We start from the raw sequence: 16114 nt of genomic DNA, 5'->3' as shown, positions 1-16114 counted from the left end.
ATAGTTTACTCCGAGTAGTAATTTGTGGCATGCCGAACAGAGAAGACCGCTCACATTCCCGTTTTTCCTTTTTTGCGCTGGATGCCCTGATGATCCTGCTTTTGGTGGTGAACCTGACCTGGATCGTCTTTGACTGGCTTTTTGAGTATGAGATTCTGCGTGATGGACTCTATTCCATCGCGCCGGGTTTTACAGACTGGTACGCCTCTGCCATCCACCCGCGTTTCATACTCATCGACCTGATGTTTATCTCGGTTTTTCTGACCGAATTTTTCATTCGCTGGGGGATGGCCATATATCACAGAGTGTATCATCGCTGGTTTTTTTTCCCGTTTATCCACTTTTATGATTTGCTGGGGTGCATCCCGCTGGGCGGATTTCGCTTCCTGCGACTGCTCAGGATCTTTTCCATTGTGTACCGGCTGCAGAAGAGCGGGATCATCGACCTGAGTGAGACTGCACTTTTTTCGTTTATTCGAAAGTACTACGGCATATTGATTGGGGAGCTGTCGGACAAGGTGACGCTCAACATATTGAGCGATATCCAGCAGGAGGTCAGAAACGGCGGACCCGTTGTCGATCGCATCGTTGGCGAGGTGGTCATGCCCCAGAAGGAGAATCTGGTGGAGTGGATTTCCCATCGTGTGGAGAAGGTGTCGGCGGATAACTACGCCCGCTACCGCGAAGACATCCGGGAATATGTGCGGGAACGCATCAGCCTGGCTGTCGAGGAGAACCGGGAGATGGCCCGGCTGGATCAGATTCCGGTGTTCGGATCGCTGATCAGGCAAACCATCAGCCAGGCAATCCATGACATCACCTTCAACGTGATTAACGGGATCATGCAGGACCTGGCTTCCGATCGAAACCGCCTGCTGATTGATGAATCTGCCGACATTCTGTTTGACGCGATATTGCTGAAAGAGGAAGATTCGGAACTGAACCGCATGGTGGTCGAGACCATTGACCGCTCCATTGAGATCGTCAAGCAGCAGGTCGGCATTCAGCAGTGGAAACTGCGGGATCTGGCCGAGGATGAGGAGGATTTTCAGCGCCGGTTGCGGGATGCGATCATCTCGGCTCCAGATGGTAGATCGGCCGCTGAATCCGAAGAGAATGAGGGGGACCCGGGGGATTCCGGAGGATCGGACCCCGTAGAGGAGAAGCATGACGATGGCCGTTCATCGTCCGCCCCGAACCGCTGAAATGCAGTGCTATGGATCGCATCATCAACAACATCACCAGAAGAACCGAACTTGTTCGCCGTGAAGCGTTTCGCCTGGGATTCGACGGTGTCGGATTCGCCCGTGCACGGCGCCTGGAGCAGGAAGAGAGCCATCTGGAGCAGTGGCTCAGGGAGGGACGGCACGGATCCATGCAATGGATGGAGAACCACTTCGACAAGCGGGTGGATCCCCGAAAGCTGGTGCCGGGTGCCCGGTCGGTGGTCTCGCTGATGATCAGTTACCATCAGCCCGAACTGGCGAACATGCAGGTGGATTCGAAGAATCCCAAAATATCAAAGTATGCGCTGGGCGATGATTATCACAAGGTCGTCAAGGAGAAGCTGTTTGATTTGTATGCCTTTACCGCGGAGATCACCGGCAATGTCGAAGGCCGCGTGTTTGTGGATACGGCGCCGGTACTGGACAAAGCCTGGGCGGTGGAGTCGGGCATTGGGTGGCTGGGCAAGCACACCAACGTGCTGAACCGTCACCAGGGTTCCTGGTTTTTCCTGGGGGAGATGATACTGGATGTCGAGTTTGATTACGATGCGCCGGTAGCCGACCACTGCGGAACCTGCACCCGGTGCATTGACGCGTGTCCGACCGATGCCATTTACGAACCTTACAAGGTAGACGGCAGCAAGTGCATCTCCTACTTCACCATTGAACTGCGCGATGAAATCCCGGAGGAGTACCACCGACAGATGGGGGAGTGGATTTTCGGATGCGATATTTGTCAGGATGTGTGCCCGTGGAACCGCAGGGCGGAGCCAGGGGCGGAAGAACGCCTGTTCGCACGGCCGGAGAGCGCCGACCGTGACATTAACTACTGGGAGGAGCTGAACCTCCACGAATATCGGGAGCTCTTCCGGAAAAGTACCGTCAAGCGGGCGAAATTCGAAGGGTTAAAGCGCAATATCCGGGTGGCAGGCGCCAATGTGAGGGATCCGGAAAACCGGTATCTCAACCGATCGGCGGCCCCGCTCCATCGGCGCCCGTAACCTCTTATACCTCAGCGTATTGCTGAACTCCCGCCAGTTCCACCATAAGATGGAACAGGTCGGTGTTTCTGGTAAACGCTCCGATTTTTTCGCTGCCGGGACCCATGGCGGCAAGTTCAACGTAATCGGCAGTATGGGCGCCACTTACCCAGTTGAATGCCAGGTAATTGGCAAAAATTTGCCCCATCACCTGTGCGGGGCGGCTCATCCCCCGGTTCAGGTTTTGATAATCACCGGCAAAAGCCTTGCGCAGGATTTCCGCCTCATCCCTGCCGATCGCAATTCCGGAAGCGTACTCAACCGTCTCACGGATACTACTTACCGAGCTGTTTTCATTGAGCTGACGAAGCATCCAGCTGTTGGTGTAACGGAAATCGGCGAGCTGGTCGAGAGCGGGTCCGCTATCATTATAGTAGGCACCGGTGCCGCTAAGGCCCGGGTTGGCGTTGCCATGGTCGGTGGTGATGATTACCAGGGTATCATCGCGCCCTTCGGCGAAAGCAACCGCTTTGGCGACCGCATCGTCAAATGCGATCTGGTCATAAACCAGGCCGGCGGCGTCGTTACCGTGGGCGGCGTGGTCTACTCGTCCGCCTTCCACCTGCAGGATAAATCCGTTGGGTTTGCCGGAGAGCTGTGCGAGGGCGGTCTCGGTCATTTCAGCCAGGGTTGGGATGTCACGGCGGTACTCTTCGGTATTGATATGATTCAGGTTGTAGGGGAGATGGCCGTTGTAGAAGACGCCGAGAAGCTTTTTACTGTTTTCACCCTGCTGCATTTCCTGTTTGGTTCTGGCGATACGGTAGCCGGCTTCTGCAAATTCGGCATAGAGATCGCGGCCGTCCTCGCGCCGGTCGGGAGCCAGATGCCGGTGACCGCCGCCGAGGAGCAGGTCATATCCGCGTTCCAGATACTGGACGGCAATAGTCTGCTCGTCGCCGCGCTCCATCACGTTGGCACCAAAACCGGCCGGTGTGGCATGGGTAATGGTGGTGGTGGTGGCCAGTCCGGTCGCCTTGCCCGCATCCCGGAAAATCTTCAGGATGGGTGTGAGCGGCTCGCCATCCTCGGTCATGTTCACCCTTCCGTTGTTGACACGCTGCCCGCACCCCCAGGAGCTCGATGCGGCGGCGGAACAGGTGACGACGGAGCTGGCCGATGCCATGTCCATCAGGCCCCGTGTCGCTTTTCCCGATTCGTAGAGCGAAATCCAGCTTGAGGGCCGGCCGTAGTTGCGGCGGAGCAGCTGATCGGCGGCTGCGAGGGTTCCGCTGCTCATACCGTCACTTACCATGAAAATGATATTCTTGACATCTCCCGGCCGTGCCACGCCGTTACTTTGGGGGCTGCAGCCGGTAACAAACGCTCCGGAGCCAATAAACAGACCGGACAGCGCCCCGGTTTTGAGAAAGTCCCTGCGGTTGAAGGAGCCGTTTTTTTTCTGATCGGATTGTCGCATGGTAAGTTGTATTTTGCAGTTTGTGGAAAAAGTCGGTCGGCCTCACGATTCAATTCGGGTATGAGCGCCCGGGTCAGGCCGCGTCCGTGTACATACGATGCCGGCAGTGGTTTCATTTGCCATCTGCAGAATAAAAAAAAAGAGATTATTAAACTGTAAAAAACGAAATGTTTCCCGGCTCACGGGTGTTTTTCTGTTCGGATAATAATTTTGCATTCCGGCAAGTTATACTCCGGAAAACAAGTCTGGTAATAATTGATTGGAGGAAAGTTAAGATGCTCAAGAATTCTGTTCGCACTGTATTTCTGATGGCGCTGGTAGGCCTTCTGTTTCTGTTCATTGGTAATTTGCTGGGCGGGCAGACCGGGATGGTCATCGCTTTGGTTTTTGCACTTATGATGAACGGATTCAGCTACTGGTATTCCGACAAGCTCGTGCTGAAGATGTACCGTGCCAAAGAGGTTACCAGGGATAATGCCCCGCAATTCTACAATATGGTCGAGGAGCTTTCGCAGAAGGCGAACCTGCCAATGCCCAAAGTGTATATTATTCCCCAGGAACAGCCGAATGCTTTTGCCACCGGGCGCAACCCCAACCATGCTGCGGTGGCGGCAACACAGGGGATCCTTCGCAGCCTGAATGAGAGAGAGCTGAGAGGGGTTATGGCGCACGAGCTTGCCCATATCAAAAACCGCGATATCCTCACGCAGACGATTGTTACGACGGTTGTGAGTGCTATTACCATGATCGCCCAGTTTGCCATATTTCTGCCGATCGGCCGCGGAGGCGGAGACGGCCCCAACCCGATCGTCCTGCTGCTGACCCTTATTTTGGCGCCTTTGGCGGCCGCCATGCTGCAGGCCGCAGTTTCCCGGACCCGTGAGTTTGAAGCGGACCGCGTAGGGGCCGAAATTTGCGGGAGCGCCGAAAGCCTGGCCAGCGCGCTGCGTAAAATTCAGGCCTCTGTGGAGCGCATACCGATGCAGGCATCCGAAACGGCCCAGCGGTCTACCGCCCACATGTTTCCGGTGAATCCGTTTTCGGCCCGGGGCATGAGTAAGCTTTTTTCCACCCATCCGGATACGCAGCTCAGGATTAAAAAACTGATGGAAATGGAGAAAACCGGCCGGTATTCCTGAATCATTGCGCAGCCGGTCCACTCTGCCTTGAATGTTGTGGTTGATTCTCTCCGGAATATTACAACCCGCATGGCCGGTGCGCCTTCCCGGGAGTGATGGAATCGACAGCAATCTTTTTTGAATATGGGGTGCGGAATCGGTACCATACGCAGTGTGGACTGCCATGTCTTTTCTTGTCTCCATATCCAACAGAAAGGCGATATGTAGCAAATATTGTAAGTGTAAGGAGTGACGGTCCGGAGTGTCTTGTTTTTAAAAAGTAAATCAGAGATAAATCGATAACAATATGGGATCACTTAACAAAGCAATGATCATCGGTCGGCTGGGAGCAGACCCTGAGGTTCGCTATACTCAAAACAATACCGCTGTTGCCAACATGAGTGTCGCGACTAGCGACCGTTACAAGGATAAAAACGGCGAATGGCAGGAGACAACGGAATGGCACAGAGTGGTTGTATGGGGAAGGCTGGCCGAGATATGTCAGCAATACCTGACCAAAGGCTCTCAGGCCTATTTTGAAGGGCCTATCCAGACGCGTTCCTGGGAGGACAAAGACGGTCAGAAGCAGTACACCACGGAAATCAAGGCTCTTGGCATGCAGATGCTGGACAGCAGGGGAGAAGGTGACCAGGGAGGAGGTTCCTCCGGACAGGCCCGGCAGCAGCAAAGCAGGCAGGAAGGCGCCAACACCAGCGATGAGATTGTGGATGTGGACGATGACCTGCCCTTCTGAATCAGTCAGCAGGGCGGGCTGACATCATGAAGTGTTACTGGAAAAATGGCGGCAAGAAAATTGAGTTTGGGCTATACCGGCTCACCGGATATCCTTATCTTGCCATCTGTTGTTAACCCGTTACGACAGATCCGGCTGAAGATGCGGTTAATGTGAAATGCCGGTGCATCCATAACCCAACGATACCAGCACTCTTTTGATTATTCCGCTGTTGTTTCAGGCAATGATTCTTCCGGACCGATTCCAGGCCGTCGCTGATACCGGTACTTTTGAATCCCTGCTGGTCAATCCGGCTGATTTTCTTGTATTGGTAATTGTCATCGTTCTGGGCCTCATCTTTTCCGCCTTTTTCTCCGGAGCGGAAGTGGCCTTCTTTTCTCTCGACAAGAAGGTGGATAGCAGCACCATCGAGGAGGCGAAGAAGGACCGTGCCCTCGCCAGGGTGCTTCATATGCTGGAACGCCCCCGGCAATTGCTTGCCACAGTTCTGATCGGCAATACGTTCGCGAACATCATCACCGCTGTGGGAGCTGCGGTACTCACCGGCAGACTGATTGCGCTGTTTGGACTGCCACAGCTTCTGATCTTCACCATAGAAGTGGTGGTGTTGACCATCACCATTGTGATTCTCGCGGAAATAACGCCCAAACTGCTTGCCCTGAACAGGCCCCTTGCCGTTTCCAGAAAACTGAGCTGGCTGCTCTATTTCTTCTTTTTCATCCTGGCACCGCTGGCCCGGCTGATTGCGCAGGGAACCCGTTTTCTTGAGAAAAGTATCCCGCGCCCCTCCGATGCCATTTCAACGGACGACCTGAAGACGATAGCGGAAGTTGGAGAGCTGCATGGATCAATTCATGGCGACGAGCGGGAAATCATTGAAAATGTTATCGAATTCGGCAATACCTATGTTCGTGAGATTATGACCTCAAGGGTCAATATCACGGCGATCAATACCGGAAATACCCTGCAGGAGGTACTGGACATCATCCGGGAAAAGGGGGTGTCGCGGCTGCCGCTCTATGAAAACGACCTGGATAATATTATCGGCGTTATCCACTCCAAGGATTTGCTGCCCTATATAAAAAGCGAACTTGGTGGCGCGACGATCAACTGGAAAACACTTGCCCGAAAGGCGTTGTTTGTCCCAACCACAAAAAAGCTGGATGATCTGCTGCGCGAGTTTCAGCAGTTGAAAACCCATATTGCCATTGTTGTGGATGAGTACGGCGGAACGGAAGGAGTCATTACCCTGGATGATGTACTTGAAGAAATTATAGGTGAAATCACCGATGAATATACCGAGCCGGTTGAGCTCTATACGCGAAACAAATCCGGCAACTATCTTTTTGATGCCAAAATTGACCTGGATGATATGGCCGACATCCTTTCCATGGACCTGACCACGGACGAGGATGAGTATGAAACATTGGGAGGATTGGTCTATTATCTGCTGGAAAGAATTCCGGAAGAAGGGGAGACCGTCACCTTCAAGGAGCTCCAGCTTAAAGTCATGGAGATGGATAACAACCGCCTTACCAAAGTGGAAGTGGAAGTGCTGAGTGATCAGGAAGCGCCGGAAGCGCCGGAAGCGCATGATAATAGTGATGAACATGATAAGACGGACAAACACAACCGGAATCAGTCAGGGTCGCAGAACCCGGCCCCGTAAACTTGTCCGAATAATAACAGACGTATGATTGAAAGATATTCCCGAGAAGAAATGGCATCGCTCTGGACTGAGAAGGAACAGTTTCAGGCATGGCTGGAGGTCGAACTGGCGGCCTGCCGGGCATGGAGCCGGCTTGGAATTATTCCGGAAGCCGATGTAGACAGGCTGTACGAGAAAGCCACATTTGATGTAGCGAGAATCCATGAGATCGAGGAGCAGACCCGGCATGATGTCGTGGCGTTTACCCGCTCCGTGTCGGAGTCGCTGGGTGAGGAAAAAAAGTGGGTTCACTATGGCCTGACCTCCACCGATGTCGTGGACACCGCTCTTGGAGTGCGTCTGAAAAAATCCAACCGCATTATACGCGAAGGCCTCGAGCGGTTTCTGAAGGTACTCAGGGAGAAAGCCCTGGAACACAAGTACTCGGTCATGATGGGCCGTACTCACGGTGTGCACGCCGAGCCGACCACCTTCGGACTCAAATGCGCGCTCTGGTTCAGCGAAATGGAGCGAAACCTCAAGCGTTTCGAAATGGCTGCTGCAGATGTGGAGTTCGGCAAGCTCTCAGGCGCTGTTGGTACGTTTGCCAATATCCCTCCGGAAGTGGAGGCCCACACCTGCGAGATCCTGGGCCTGTCAGCCGCTCCGGTGTCCACTCAGACTCTGCAGCGCGACCGCCACGCCCACTACATGTCAACGCTCGCACTTATCGGTTCCACCCTCGAAAAAATCGCCGTTGAAATTCGGCACCTGCAGAAAACCGAGACCCGCGAGGTGGAGGAGCGGTTTGGTAAGGGGCAAAAGGGCTCCTCGGCAATGCCGCACAAGCGGAACCCCGTCAGTTCCGAAAATATCGCAGGATGCGCAAGAGTTCTTCGTGGCTACATGGTCACGGCTTTTGAAAACATCCCGTTGTGGCACGAACGCGACATCTCCCATTCTTCCGCCGAACGCATCATCATACCCGACGCGCTTATCCTGCTTGACTACATGCTGCATCGGTTTGCCGGAGTGGTTGAGAAGCTGGTCGTCTATCCCGAAAATATGAAGGCCAACATCGACAAGACCCACGGTGTGGTTTTTTCACAACGCCTGCTGCTGATGCTGATCGACAAGGGATTGTCGCGTGAAAACGCCTACGACCTGGTCCAGCCTCTCGCCATGGAAGCCTGGGAACAGAAGAAGGCCTTCCGGGATTTGGTGGAGCGGCACGAAGGCATCACGGCCCATCTGAGCGAGAAGGAGATCGGAGAGGCGTTCGACCTGAACCATCACACAAAAAATGTGGATGTAATCTTTAAGCGGGCCGGACTCTCATAGCACCACCGTTTGCGAAAAGTCGGCGCGCTGTTACCGCCGGCGATGCAGCCTGGAAGCCTCCTGCCTCACTTTTTCGCGCCGGATTTTTCCCAAAGACGATCGCGGTACATGGTCGGTCAGGAACAGCCGTTTGGGCACCTGGTGGGGAGGAAGTTGTCCGGCGAGCGTTTGCTGGAGTTGTTCCGCTGAAATCTCTCCATCCGCAACCACCAGGGCCACCAGAATCTGTCCCCACTCTTCGTCGGGCAGACCCGTAACTGCGGCGTCCCTGACACCGGGAATGCCCGCGAGCGCAGCTTCCACATCCGCCACCGGTACGTTCAACCCTCCGGTTACAACCATGTCCGTTCTCCTGCTTTCGATGAACAGATGGTCATCAGAGTCGAGTCTCGCATAATCGCCGGTCTCGAACCACGGGTATCGGGAAGGCTCCGGGCCTTCACCACCCGGGCGATATGCTTTCAATAGCTGTTGTTCCGGCAGATAACCATCGAATACCTGCGGGCCTCTGACCTGCAGTATGCCGGTTTCACCCGACGGCAGGAGCTGATTTCTCCGATCGGTAATCTGCACCTCGTGGCCGGGCAGCGCCCGCCCTACAGAGCCTGCCGGACTGCTTCCATCCGGGTTTTGCGCTGAAATCTGTCCGCACGTCTCGGTCATTCCGTAACTGAACGCCGCCGGCCAACCCTGCCGGCGGGCGCGGGCCTCCAGCTCCGTTGTATAGGGGCCTCCGCCGACAAGCACACAGTCAAGCGAATGAATAGGGTGAGACTCCCGGCGCCCGGCTTCATCCACCAGCCGCTTGAGCATGGTCGGAACCAGGGAAATGCGTCTGATGGCGCGGTTTGTTTTCAGCGCTCTGAGAATTGTTCCGGCATCAAACCCATCCCATAAAAAAATCCCTGTGCCGCTCAACAGCGCCCGAAATACGATGGCTACGCCCCCGGCATGGTACAGGGGCAGGGGGTGGCCCCAAAGGGACTCTGCCGGGACATTATCGGTTGAAGCAGACGACAAGCCGGCATTTGCGGCGGCGGCGATCATTTGCCTGCGCAACAGGGGAACCCGCTTTGGCAGACCCGAGCTGCCGGATGTGAGCAGTCCGCAAAACACACGATCGGGGTGGGAGTGAAGCTCTGACACACCCGGAAACCCGGATGTGTCGGCACGGGGGATCTGTTGGGTGCCGTGCGCCTGCACGCGTTCAGAATAGAGCTTGTAAGAGACTCCGGACAAAGTAGGCGCACCGGGCAATGTGCTGCCGCGACCCAAATCCCTATCGTCGTGAGAAGTCGGCCTGGCCAGCTCAGTAAAGGCTATTGCGGCCGGATTAGCTGTAACGGCATGCGGCGACACGATGAGATCAGGTTGAAAGGCTCCCAGTGGTGCGGGATCTTCCGGGTGGAAAGGCACGAAGGGAAGGTGCGCCATCCAGCAAGATGCCATCCATAGAATCGCCTGGAAGCGGTCGGAAGTATCAATGGCGATCACCGGAGAGTCGGCGGACTCCGTATGTGTTCGGACGCGGTGCGCAATCACAGCCAGATCGCGGTAATAAACGGTGCTGTTGCCGTCGGTCAGGAAAATCGAGTCAGAGTGATATGTGTGTCGGGAAGTATTCATCACCGGTTTTGGGGTACGGGGCGCATGCCGACTCCGGGTTCTGCCGCCAGCATTATCTCGGGATTGGGAGGTTCGGGTTCTTCGATGGTGAGTGAAGCAGCGGATTTGTGCGATGAGGCAGTTGCACCGCGCGCGACACCCTCCGGATGTGTCCGAAGCGTGAAATCCGCTTCAAACAGGTGGCCGGTTGCCAGGCCGTGGGCCTCGGGTTTTAGAACCATGTCCACACAGGCAGCCAGATGTGCAAGAAGCTGGCGGCCGACGGATGTTTCAAGCGCTGAAGAGACGACCAGCGACACCGGTCGGGTCTTGCCGTCAGACCAACGGGCGTAGTTGTGATTTCTGACGAGATCCACCAGACCATGCAGTTCCTGTGCCGAACCGTATAGCGTCGGTTTCAGTACGATGGCGTCGACAGCATCCTCCTCCAGCAGCCGGGAGATCTGATCTGCGGTGCGGGCGCTTTCATCGGCGGCGATCGGGATGCCGAAGCTTCGCAACCGGTTCCACTGCCGGAAACTGCCCCGGTTCAACGGCTCCTCGATGTATTCAATTGGAGCGGAAGGGGGCTCCGTGGAAGAGCGGTGGCGGGGACCCCTGAATTCCGAAAGCCCCTCCAGAAGCCGGGCCGCGTCGTCCGGGGAGAACGCGGCGTTGGCATCCAGCCGGAAGCGAAGGCCGGGATAAGCCTGGTGCAGGGTGCGGAAAAGATCCAGCGCCTCTCGAACCGAGGGTGGCAGTTTTAATTTGATGGTGGTAAAGCCGCCATTTTGGAGCGCCTTCACAGACTGCAGCATTCTTTCCGGAGTATCCTGGCCGACAATTCCGTTGCATCGCACAACATGACCGGCATGCGTGATGTGTGCAGGTGCTTGTCCGGCATGCTCCCCTCCGGCGGGTGACCGGTGCCGGCCGGCGGATGTAGATACGTTTTCCCGGCCGCCAGGGGCGTCAGCAGCGGGGTCATGTGAAGGGGGCTCACCACAAGAAGCATCAGGGCGCCGGAGTAGTTGAGGATGCTCCGGCAAATGGGTACGAGTTAACAGGGCGTAAAGGGGCAGCTCCGATGAGAACGCCTGCTGCTGTGCGGCCAGCATGGAGAGGCCGAAGCGCACCGATGGCAGTGCAGCAAACTCTTCGGCAATGAAGTCATCCTGCAGCCACTCTCCAAGGCTCTGACTCCGGAAATGTCGCTGCACAGATTCCCGGTTCTTCATCAGAAATGACACACAGTCGTCCAGGGATTCGGTGGAAAAACCGGGAAGAGGTGCGATTTCGGTCCACAGAGCCTCTCCGTCGCCAAGAATCACTCCGTTGCGGTGACGCGTCAGGCCTTGTTCATTCCGCAGCGATATGCGAAACGGCAGGCGATATCGGTACAGGGTCAGTTCCTTGCTCATCGGGAGGAATAACGGGGTGCCGGGTTCGTAAAAAACTACGAAAGGACGATACCCGTTGCAAAAAGAAGGCCGAAGGCCGTCATCAGTCGGGCCGTATTCACAAGTATGCCGTTAAAGACGGCCTTGTCGGTTTCCCGCCAGAATGCACGTACCAGGAGAACGCCCCATGGCAGGAGGATCATGGGAAGCAGAATAACGAGGGGGTAGGATTCCCGGAAATAAAAATGCGGGGGGATGGAAAAAGCGAGCATCATAAGAACGAGAAACTGCCAGCGAGAGAAACGTTCTCCAAGCAGCACGGCCAGGGTTCGTTTATTTACTTTGCGATCGGTATCGACGTCCCGGTAGTTGTTTGCGACCAGGATCATGGTGGAGAGAGCCCCCACGGCAACAGCGGCCCAAAAGGATTCGGCAGACCACTCAAGAGTGTTTACATAATAGGTTCCCATAACCGCTGCCAGGCCGAAAAACAGAAAAACGAACACATCTCCCAGGCCGTTATAGGCAAGCGGAAAGGGTCCGCCGGTATAAAGCACTCCCGCGGCAATAGAAAGCAGGCCGATGGCCAGGATGGGCCACCCGGCATGTGAGACCAGAATAAGTCCCAGCAGAAACGCCATCAGAAAAGAGACAAAAGCGGCGGCAAGCATGGTACGGGGGGCGACGGCTCCGGTGGAAGAGGCTCTGGTGAAACCCACGCGTTCGTCGTTATCGGCACCTTTCAGGAAATCGAAATAGTCGTTGGCGAAGTTGGTGGCAACCTGAATCAGGATGGCGGAAAACAGTGCGACGGAGGTAATCCATCCGTTAAAAAGTCCGTGTTGCCAGGCCAGGGCCCCACCGGTCATTACAGGAACGAGTGAAGCCGGAAGGGTACGAAGGCGTGCCGCTTCTATCCAGACAGAAAAATTCATAGAAATCCGAGCTATAAAAAAAATTAATGTAGCGGAAAATACGGAAAAGACAGAAAGATGCGTCCCTTCTCCAGGTTGTAAGCGCTTTTTTGATTTATATGCATAAAAAAGGCAATTAGATTGAAAAAATTAGTCAGTTGATATCATTTAATTAAATAATTATGGATTTTTTGCATTAATAATTTATCTTGTGTCAGCGTCACCAACGTGAGTACAACCGAAAACCTAAAAGAATGTGATTGATGAGTACAACATATAGAAGATTTGATGCGCTGAAAGCAGTCAGAAAAGCAGAAGAGAACCTCCTGGCCCGAAACGGTTCAAACAAGCTGGATATGAATATTTCGGAGATATTCGGTGAGAACTGCCTGTCCATCGATACGCTTAAGGAGAGACTTCCCAAATCTGTCTGGAAGGTGTTGAAGAAGACCATACGTGACAATGAGCCCCTGGATGAAACGGTTGCGGATGCTGTTGCGGTGGTTATGAAAGAATGGGCATCAGAAAAAGGGGCGACACATTACACACACTGGTTTCAGCCGCTCACCGGTGCAACGGCGGAGAAGCACGACAGTTTCATCACACCGAATCAGGGTGGAGGCGCGATCACCCAGTTTTCCGGCAACGATCTGATGCGTGGTGAACCGGATGCTTCCAGTTTCCCCAGTGGCGGCCTGCGCCCGACGTTTGAAGCGCGCGGGTACACCGCCTGGGATCCTACCTCTCCGGCGTTCATTATCGAAAACGGTAATGGTTCCACGCTTTGTATTCCGTCGGTGTTCGCTTCCTGGAAGGGGGAGTCATTGGATTTCAAAGCTCCGCTTCTGCGATCAACCGAGGCCCTCAACAAGCAGGCATTGCGTGCGCTGAAGCTTTTCGGCATAGAGGATGTCAACTGGGTAAACTCGACCGGAGGCTTTGAGCAGGAGTATTTCCTGATTGACCAGGAGTTTTTCTATCGTCGCCCTGATCTTATGACATCGGGCCGTACCCTGTTTGGAGCGAAGCCGCCTAAAGGGCAGGAGCTGGACGATCACTATTTTGGATCCATTCCGGATCGCATCCTCTCCTTCATGCTCGAAGCCGAACGGGAACTTTACCGTCTCGGCGTGCCGGTCAAAACCCGTCACAACGAGGTGGCACCCGGTCAGTTCGAGATAGCGCCGGTATTTGAGAAAGCCAACGTGGCGGCCGACCATCAGCAGCTGACGATGATTATCCTCAAAAAAGTCGCCAAAAAATACGGCCTGGAGTGTCTGCTTCATGAAAAGCCATTTGCGGGCCTGAACGGCAGCGGCAAGCATCTCAACTGGTCCATGTCCACCAGCAAGGGCGGAAACCTGCTGGAGCCCGGCGACAGTCCGCATGACAATATGCAGTTCCTGTTCTTCTTCGCCGCTACGCTCAAGGCAGTATATGACCATCAGGGGTTGCTTCGCGCATCCATTGCCAGTGCCGGAAACGACCACCGGCTCGGTGCCAATGAAGCTCCGCCGGCCATCCTTTCGGCGTATGTGGGCGATCAGCTGGAGGATATCGTCGAGCAGATTAAAAACGGTGGCGCCACCAGTTCAAAAGAAGGCGGTCTGCTTGGCCTTGGTATTCCGGTGCTTCCGGACATTCCGAAGCATGCGGGTGACCGAAACCGGACTTCGCCCTTTGCCTTTACCGGCAACAAGTTTGAATTCCGTGCCGTGGGCTCCGAACAGACTGTCTCTTTCCCGGCGTCCATTTTGAATGTGACGGTGGCCGAGGCCATCGACGGCATGACAACCCTGCTTGAAGAAGAGATTGCGAAAACAGGTGATTTCGAAAAAGCTCTCGGGGCAGTTCTGAAGGAGACCTTTGAGGAAATCGACGCGATACTCTTCCACGGTGACGGTTATTCCGAGGAATGGCAGGTTGAGGCGAAGAAACGCGGGCTGCTCAACCTCAAGTCCACGCTCGATGCCATGCCGTACCTTACGGCCGAAAGCACGGTCTCACTGTTCGAAAAGTATAATGTGCTTGCCGAACACGAGCTTGAGTCGCGGCTCGAGATCTACCTGGAACAGTATTTCATAAAGCTGAATATCGAAGCGGAAACCACCGAAGACGTGGTACGAACCATGGTGATTCCCGCTACCATCCGGTATTTGAATGAAATACTTGCCGCAGGTGATCTGGGCAAGAGCTCCGGCCTGGATGTATCCACAACCAATACACTGGCAAAACAGGTAAATGATCTGCTTGCCCAGCTTATTGCGCAGGTTGACAAGCTCGGGGCGGCCAATGCCGACCTTGGCGGCGACACCATCCCCGAGAAAGCAGCCCACCTGGCCAATGTGGTGCTCCCGGAAATGAATAAAACGCGCGAAATTGCCGACAAGCTCGAAAAGGTGGTGGCGGATGATTACTGGCCGCTTCCGTCCTATCGCGAAATGCTTTTCGTGAAATAAGCGCAGCGAATTTGGTCACACTGCGGGAGGTGTTCCCGCAGCGAAACCAACGATACTTCTTGACGCAACAGGAGGAAAAAGAAAGTCCGGTGTCGTGAGAGCGGCCCGGACTTCTTTTTTTATTTACGGGTTTTCACCACTTTCCGCTTTTTTCTCCAGTTCTTCATCGAGCAGAGCCGGGTTCTCGGTCATTTCGTCTTTGGGTTCCTTCACCAGATACCATGCGGCTGCAGAAAAGGCCACGGTTACCGAGCAGATGATCATCAGGATCGATTTGTTGTCCACGGCCTGTACGATATCGCCGACGGCAAAACTGGAAACCAGCTGTGGCAGAACGACCGACAGGTTGAACAGTCCCATGTACAGACCCATCTGCCCCTGGTTTATTTTCTGGGACATGATTGCAAACGGCAAACTGATGATGGAGGCCCACCCGATGCCCACAACCGCCATCAGCAGATAAAACACATAGGGTGACTGTCCGAGAAACGCGATCAGCGCGTATCCCGCAGCCATGACCGCCAGGGCACTTGCATGAACCCTGACCCGCCCGTAACGGTTGGCAAGCGGACCCAGTATCAGAACCGGTATAATTGCCGCTACCAGGTTGAGCGAGAAAAAGCTCCAGTTCACAACCGAACCCACCCCCTCGTCGGATAGGCCCGGCAGCCGGTAGTCGACAAACGCAAAAAAGTAGATGAACATGCTCTGAGCGGCAATCCAGGAGAACGAATGTGCCGCAAGTACTTTCTGGAACCCGATCTTTCCGGCCTCCTCTCCGGTCTTCCCGTCCTCCGACCGAAACAGCGCCTCTCCGATGAGGTATATGGTGATGACCAGAGCAAACATTTCGAAGTAATACCCCGGAAATTCCAGACCGCTCAGCCGTTTGATGATGGCGTAAATCCCGTACATGAGAAAACCCCACAACGGCCGGATACTGAACAAGATCTGATACAGGGATGCCTGATTCACACTTTGCGGCGACGCTTCCTTGCCGTCAATTTCACGGGCGATGTCTTGTTCATCCTCCCCGTAGCGCCCCAGATACTTTGGCTCCTTAACGAAGAAAGGGGGGATCACCGAAAAGAAGAACACCAGAAATACTCCGAAATAGAGCAGTGTGATGTTACCAAAGACAGCGCCGATAAAGTAGGAGAGCACCCCGAATGTTCCGGATACTGTCTGC

Annotated in this window: 12 protein-coding genes; 7 read left to right on the top strand and 5 right to left on the bottom strand. The window is 54.7% G+C overall.

Annotated features, from left to right (window positions below):
- Positions 1 to 29 precede the first annotated feature (29 nt).
- A complete protein-coding gene (locus QA596_00060) occupies positions 30 to 1205 on the top strand; it encodes a hypothetical protein (GenBank protein MDG5765836.1) in 1176 nt (391 codons plus the stop codon).
- Between the two features lie 11 nt (positions 1206 to 1216).
- A complete protein-coding gene (gene queG / locus QA596_00055) occupies positions 1217 to 2227 on the top strand; it encodes a tRNA epoxyqueuosine(34) reductase QueG (protein MDG5765835.1) in 1011 nt (336 codons plus the stop codon).
- Positions 2228 to 2231: 4 nt separating this feature from the next.
- Here the strand turns inward: queG and QA596_00050 are convergent, their stop codons facing one another.
- Positions 2232 to 3686 (bottom strand): alkaline phosphatase, encoded by a 1455-nt coding sequence (locus QA596_00050; GenBank protein ID MDG5765834.1) that lies wholly within the window; start codon positions 3684 to 3686, stop codon positions 2232 to 2234.
- Positions 3687 to 3961: 275 nt separating this feature from the next.
- On the opposite strand from QA596_00050, the gene htpX reads away from it, so the two are divergent.
- From htpX to purB, 4 genes are all read left to right on the top strand, one after another.
- Positions 3962 to 4825 carry a zinc metalloprotease HtpX gene (gene htpX / locus QA596_00045; GenBank protein ID MDG5765833.1) on the top strand — a complete coding sequence of 288 codons (864 nt, stop codon included), beginning with the start codon at positions 3962 to 3964 and terminating at the stop codon, positions 4823 to 4825.
- Positions 4826 to 5111: 286 nt separating this feature from the next.
- Positions 5112 to 5558, top strand: a complete 447-nt coding sequence (locus tag QA596_00040; GenBank protein MDG5765832.1) for a single-stranded DNA-binding protein — start codon at positions 5112 to 5114, stop codon at positions 5556 to 5558.
- A gap of 196 nt (positions 5559 to 5754) precedes the next feature.
- Positions 5755 to 7227, top strand: coding sequence for a hemolysin family protein (locus QA596_00035; GenBank protein ID MDG5765831.1), 1473 nt, complete (start codon positions 5755 to 5757; stop codon positions 7225 to 7227).
- 24 nt (positions 7228 to 7251) lie between these two features.
- Positions 7252 to 8547 (top strand): adenylosuccinate lyase, encoded by a 1296-nt coding sequence (gene purB / locus QA596_00030; GenBank protein MDG5765830.1) that lies wholly within the window; start codon positions 7252 to 7254, stop codon positions 8545 to 8547.
- Positions 8548 to 8577: 30 nt separating this feature from the next.
- Here purB and QA596_00025 read toward each other — a convergent pair whose 3' ends face one another.
- The 3 genes from QA596_00025 to QA596_00015 are packed head-to-tail and all read right to left on the bottom strand — an operon-like array spanning position 8578 to position 12487.
- The gene (locus QA596_00025) at positions 8578 to 10173 is read right to left on the bottom strand and encodes a fatty acid--CoA ligase family protein (GenBank protein ID MDG5765829.1); all 1596 of its coding nucleotides are present in this window, start codon (positions 10171 to 10173) and stop codon (positions 8578 to 8580) included.
- Positions 10173 to 11573 carry an enolase C-terminal domain-like protein gene (locus QA596_00020; GenBank protein MDG5765828.1) on the bottom strand — a complete coding sequence of 467 codons (1401 nt, stop codon included), beginning with the start codon at positions 11571 to 11573 and terminating at the stop codon, positions 10173 to 10175. The genes QA596_00025 and QA596_00020 overlap by 1 nt, the downstream gene beginning before the upstream one ends.
- 35 nt (positions 11574 to 11608) lie before the next feature.
- Positions 11609 to 12487, bottom strand: a complete 879-nt coding sequence (locus QA596_00015) for a 1,4-dihydroxy-2-naphthoate polyprenyltransferase (GenBank protein MDG5765827.1) — start codon at positions 12485 to 12487, stop codon at positions 11609 to 11611.
- Between the two features lie 242 nt (positions 12488 to 12729).
- Between QA596_00015 and QA596_00010 the strand changes: the two genes are divergently transcribed.
- Positions 12730 to 14925, top strand: coding sequence for a glutamine synthetase III (locus QA596_00010; GenBank protein MDG5765826.1), 2196 nt, complete (start codon positions 12730 to 12732; stop codon positions 14923 to 14925).
- Positions 14926 to 15048: 123 nt separating this feature from the next.
- Here the strand turns inward: QA596_00010 and QA596_00005 are convergent.
- The coding region (locus QA596_00005) for an MFS transporter (GenBank protein MDG5765825.1) at positions 15049 to 16114 on the bottom strand (1066 nt) is incomplete at its 5' end.

The organism is Balneolales bacterium ANBcel1 (genome assembly GCA_029688905.1).
Taxonomy (GTDB): domain Bacteria; phylum Bacteroidota; class Rhodothermia; order Balneolales; family Natronogracilivirgulaceae; genus SLLW01.
The sequence above is the reverse complement of the archived record's forward strand: the minus strand, read 5'-3'. Positions and strand labels throughout refer to the sequence as shown.

Coding starts and splice junctions, on each gene's coding strand:
- QA596_00060 (MDG5765836.1), top strand. CDS start 30: ATGCCGAACAGAGAAGACCGCTCACATTCCCGTTTTTCCTTTTTTGCG.
- queG (MDG5765835.1), top strand. CDS start 1,217: ATGGATCGCATCATCAACAACATCACCAGAAGAACCGAACTTGTTCGC.
- QA596_00050 (MDG5765834.1), bottom strand. CDS start 3,686: ATGCGACAATCCGATCAGAAAAAAAACGGCTCCTTCAACCGCAGGGAC.
- htpX (MDG5765833.1), top strand. CDS start 3,962: ATGCTCAAGAATTCTGTTCGCACTGTATTTCTGATGGCGCTGGTAGGC.
- QA596_00040 (MDG5765832.1), top strand. CDS start 5,112: ATGGGATCACTTAACAAAGCAATGATCATCGGTCGGCTGGGAGCAGAC.
- purB (MDG5765830.1), top strand. CDS start 7,252: ATGATTGAAAGATATTCCCGAGAAGAAATGGCATCGCTCTGGACTGAG.
- QA596_00025 (MDG5765829.1), bottom strand. CDS start 10,173: ATGAATACTTCCCGACACACATATCACTCTGACTCGATTTTCCTGACC.
- QA596_00020 (MDG5765828.1), bottom strand. CDS start 11,573: ATGAGCAAGGAACTGACCCTGTACCGATATCGCCTGCCGTTTCGCATA.
- QA596_00015 (MDG5765827.1), bottom strand. CDS start 12,487: ATGAATTTTTCTGTCTGGATAGAAGCGGCACGCCTTCGTACCCTTCCG.
- QA596_00010 (MDG5765826.1), top strand. CDS start 12,730: ATGAGTACAACATATAGAAGATTTGATGCGCTGAAAGCAGTCAGAAAA.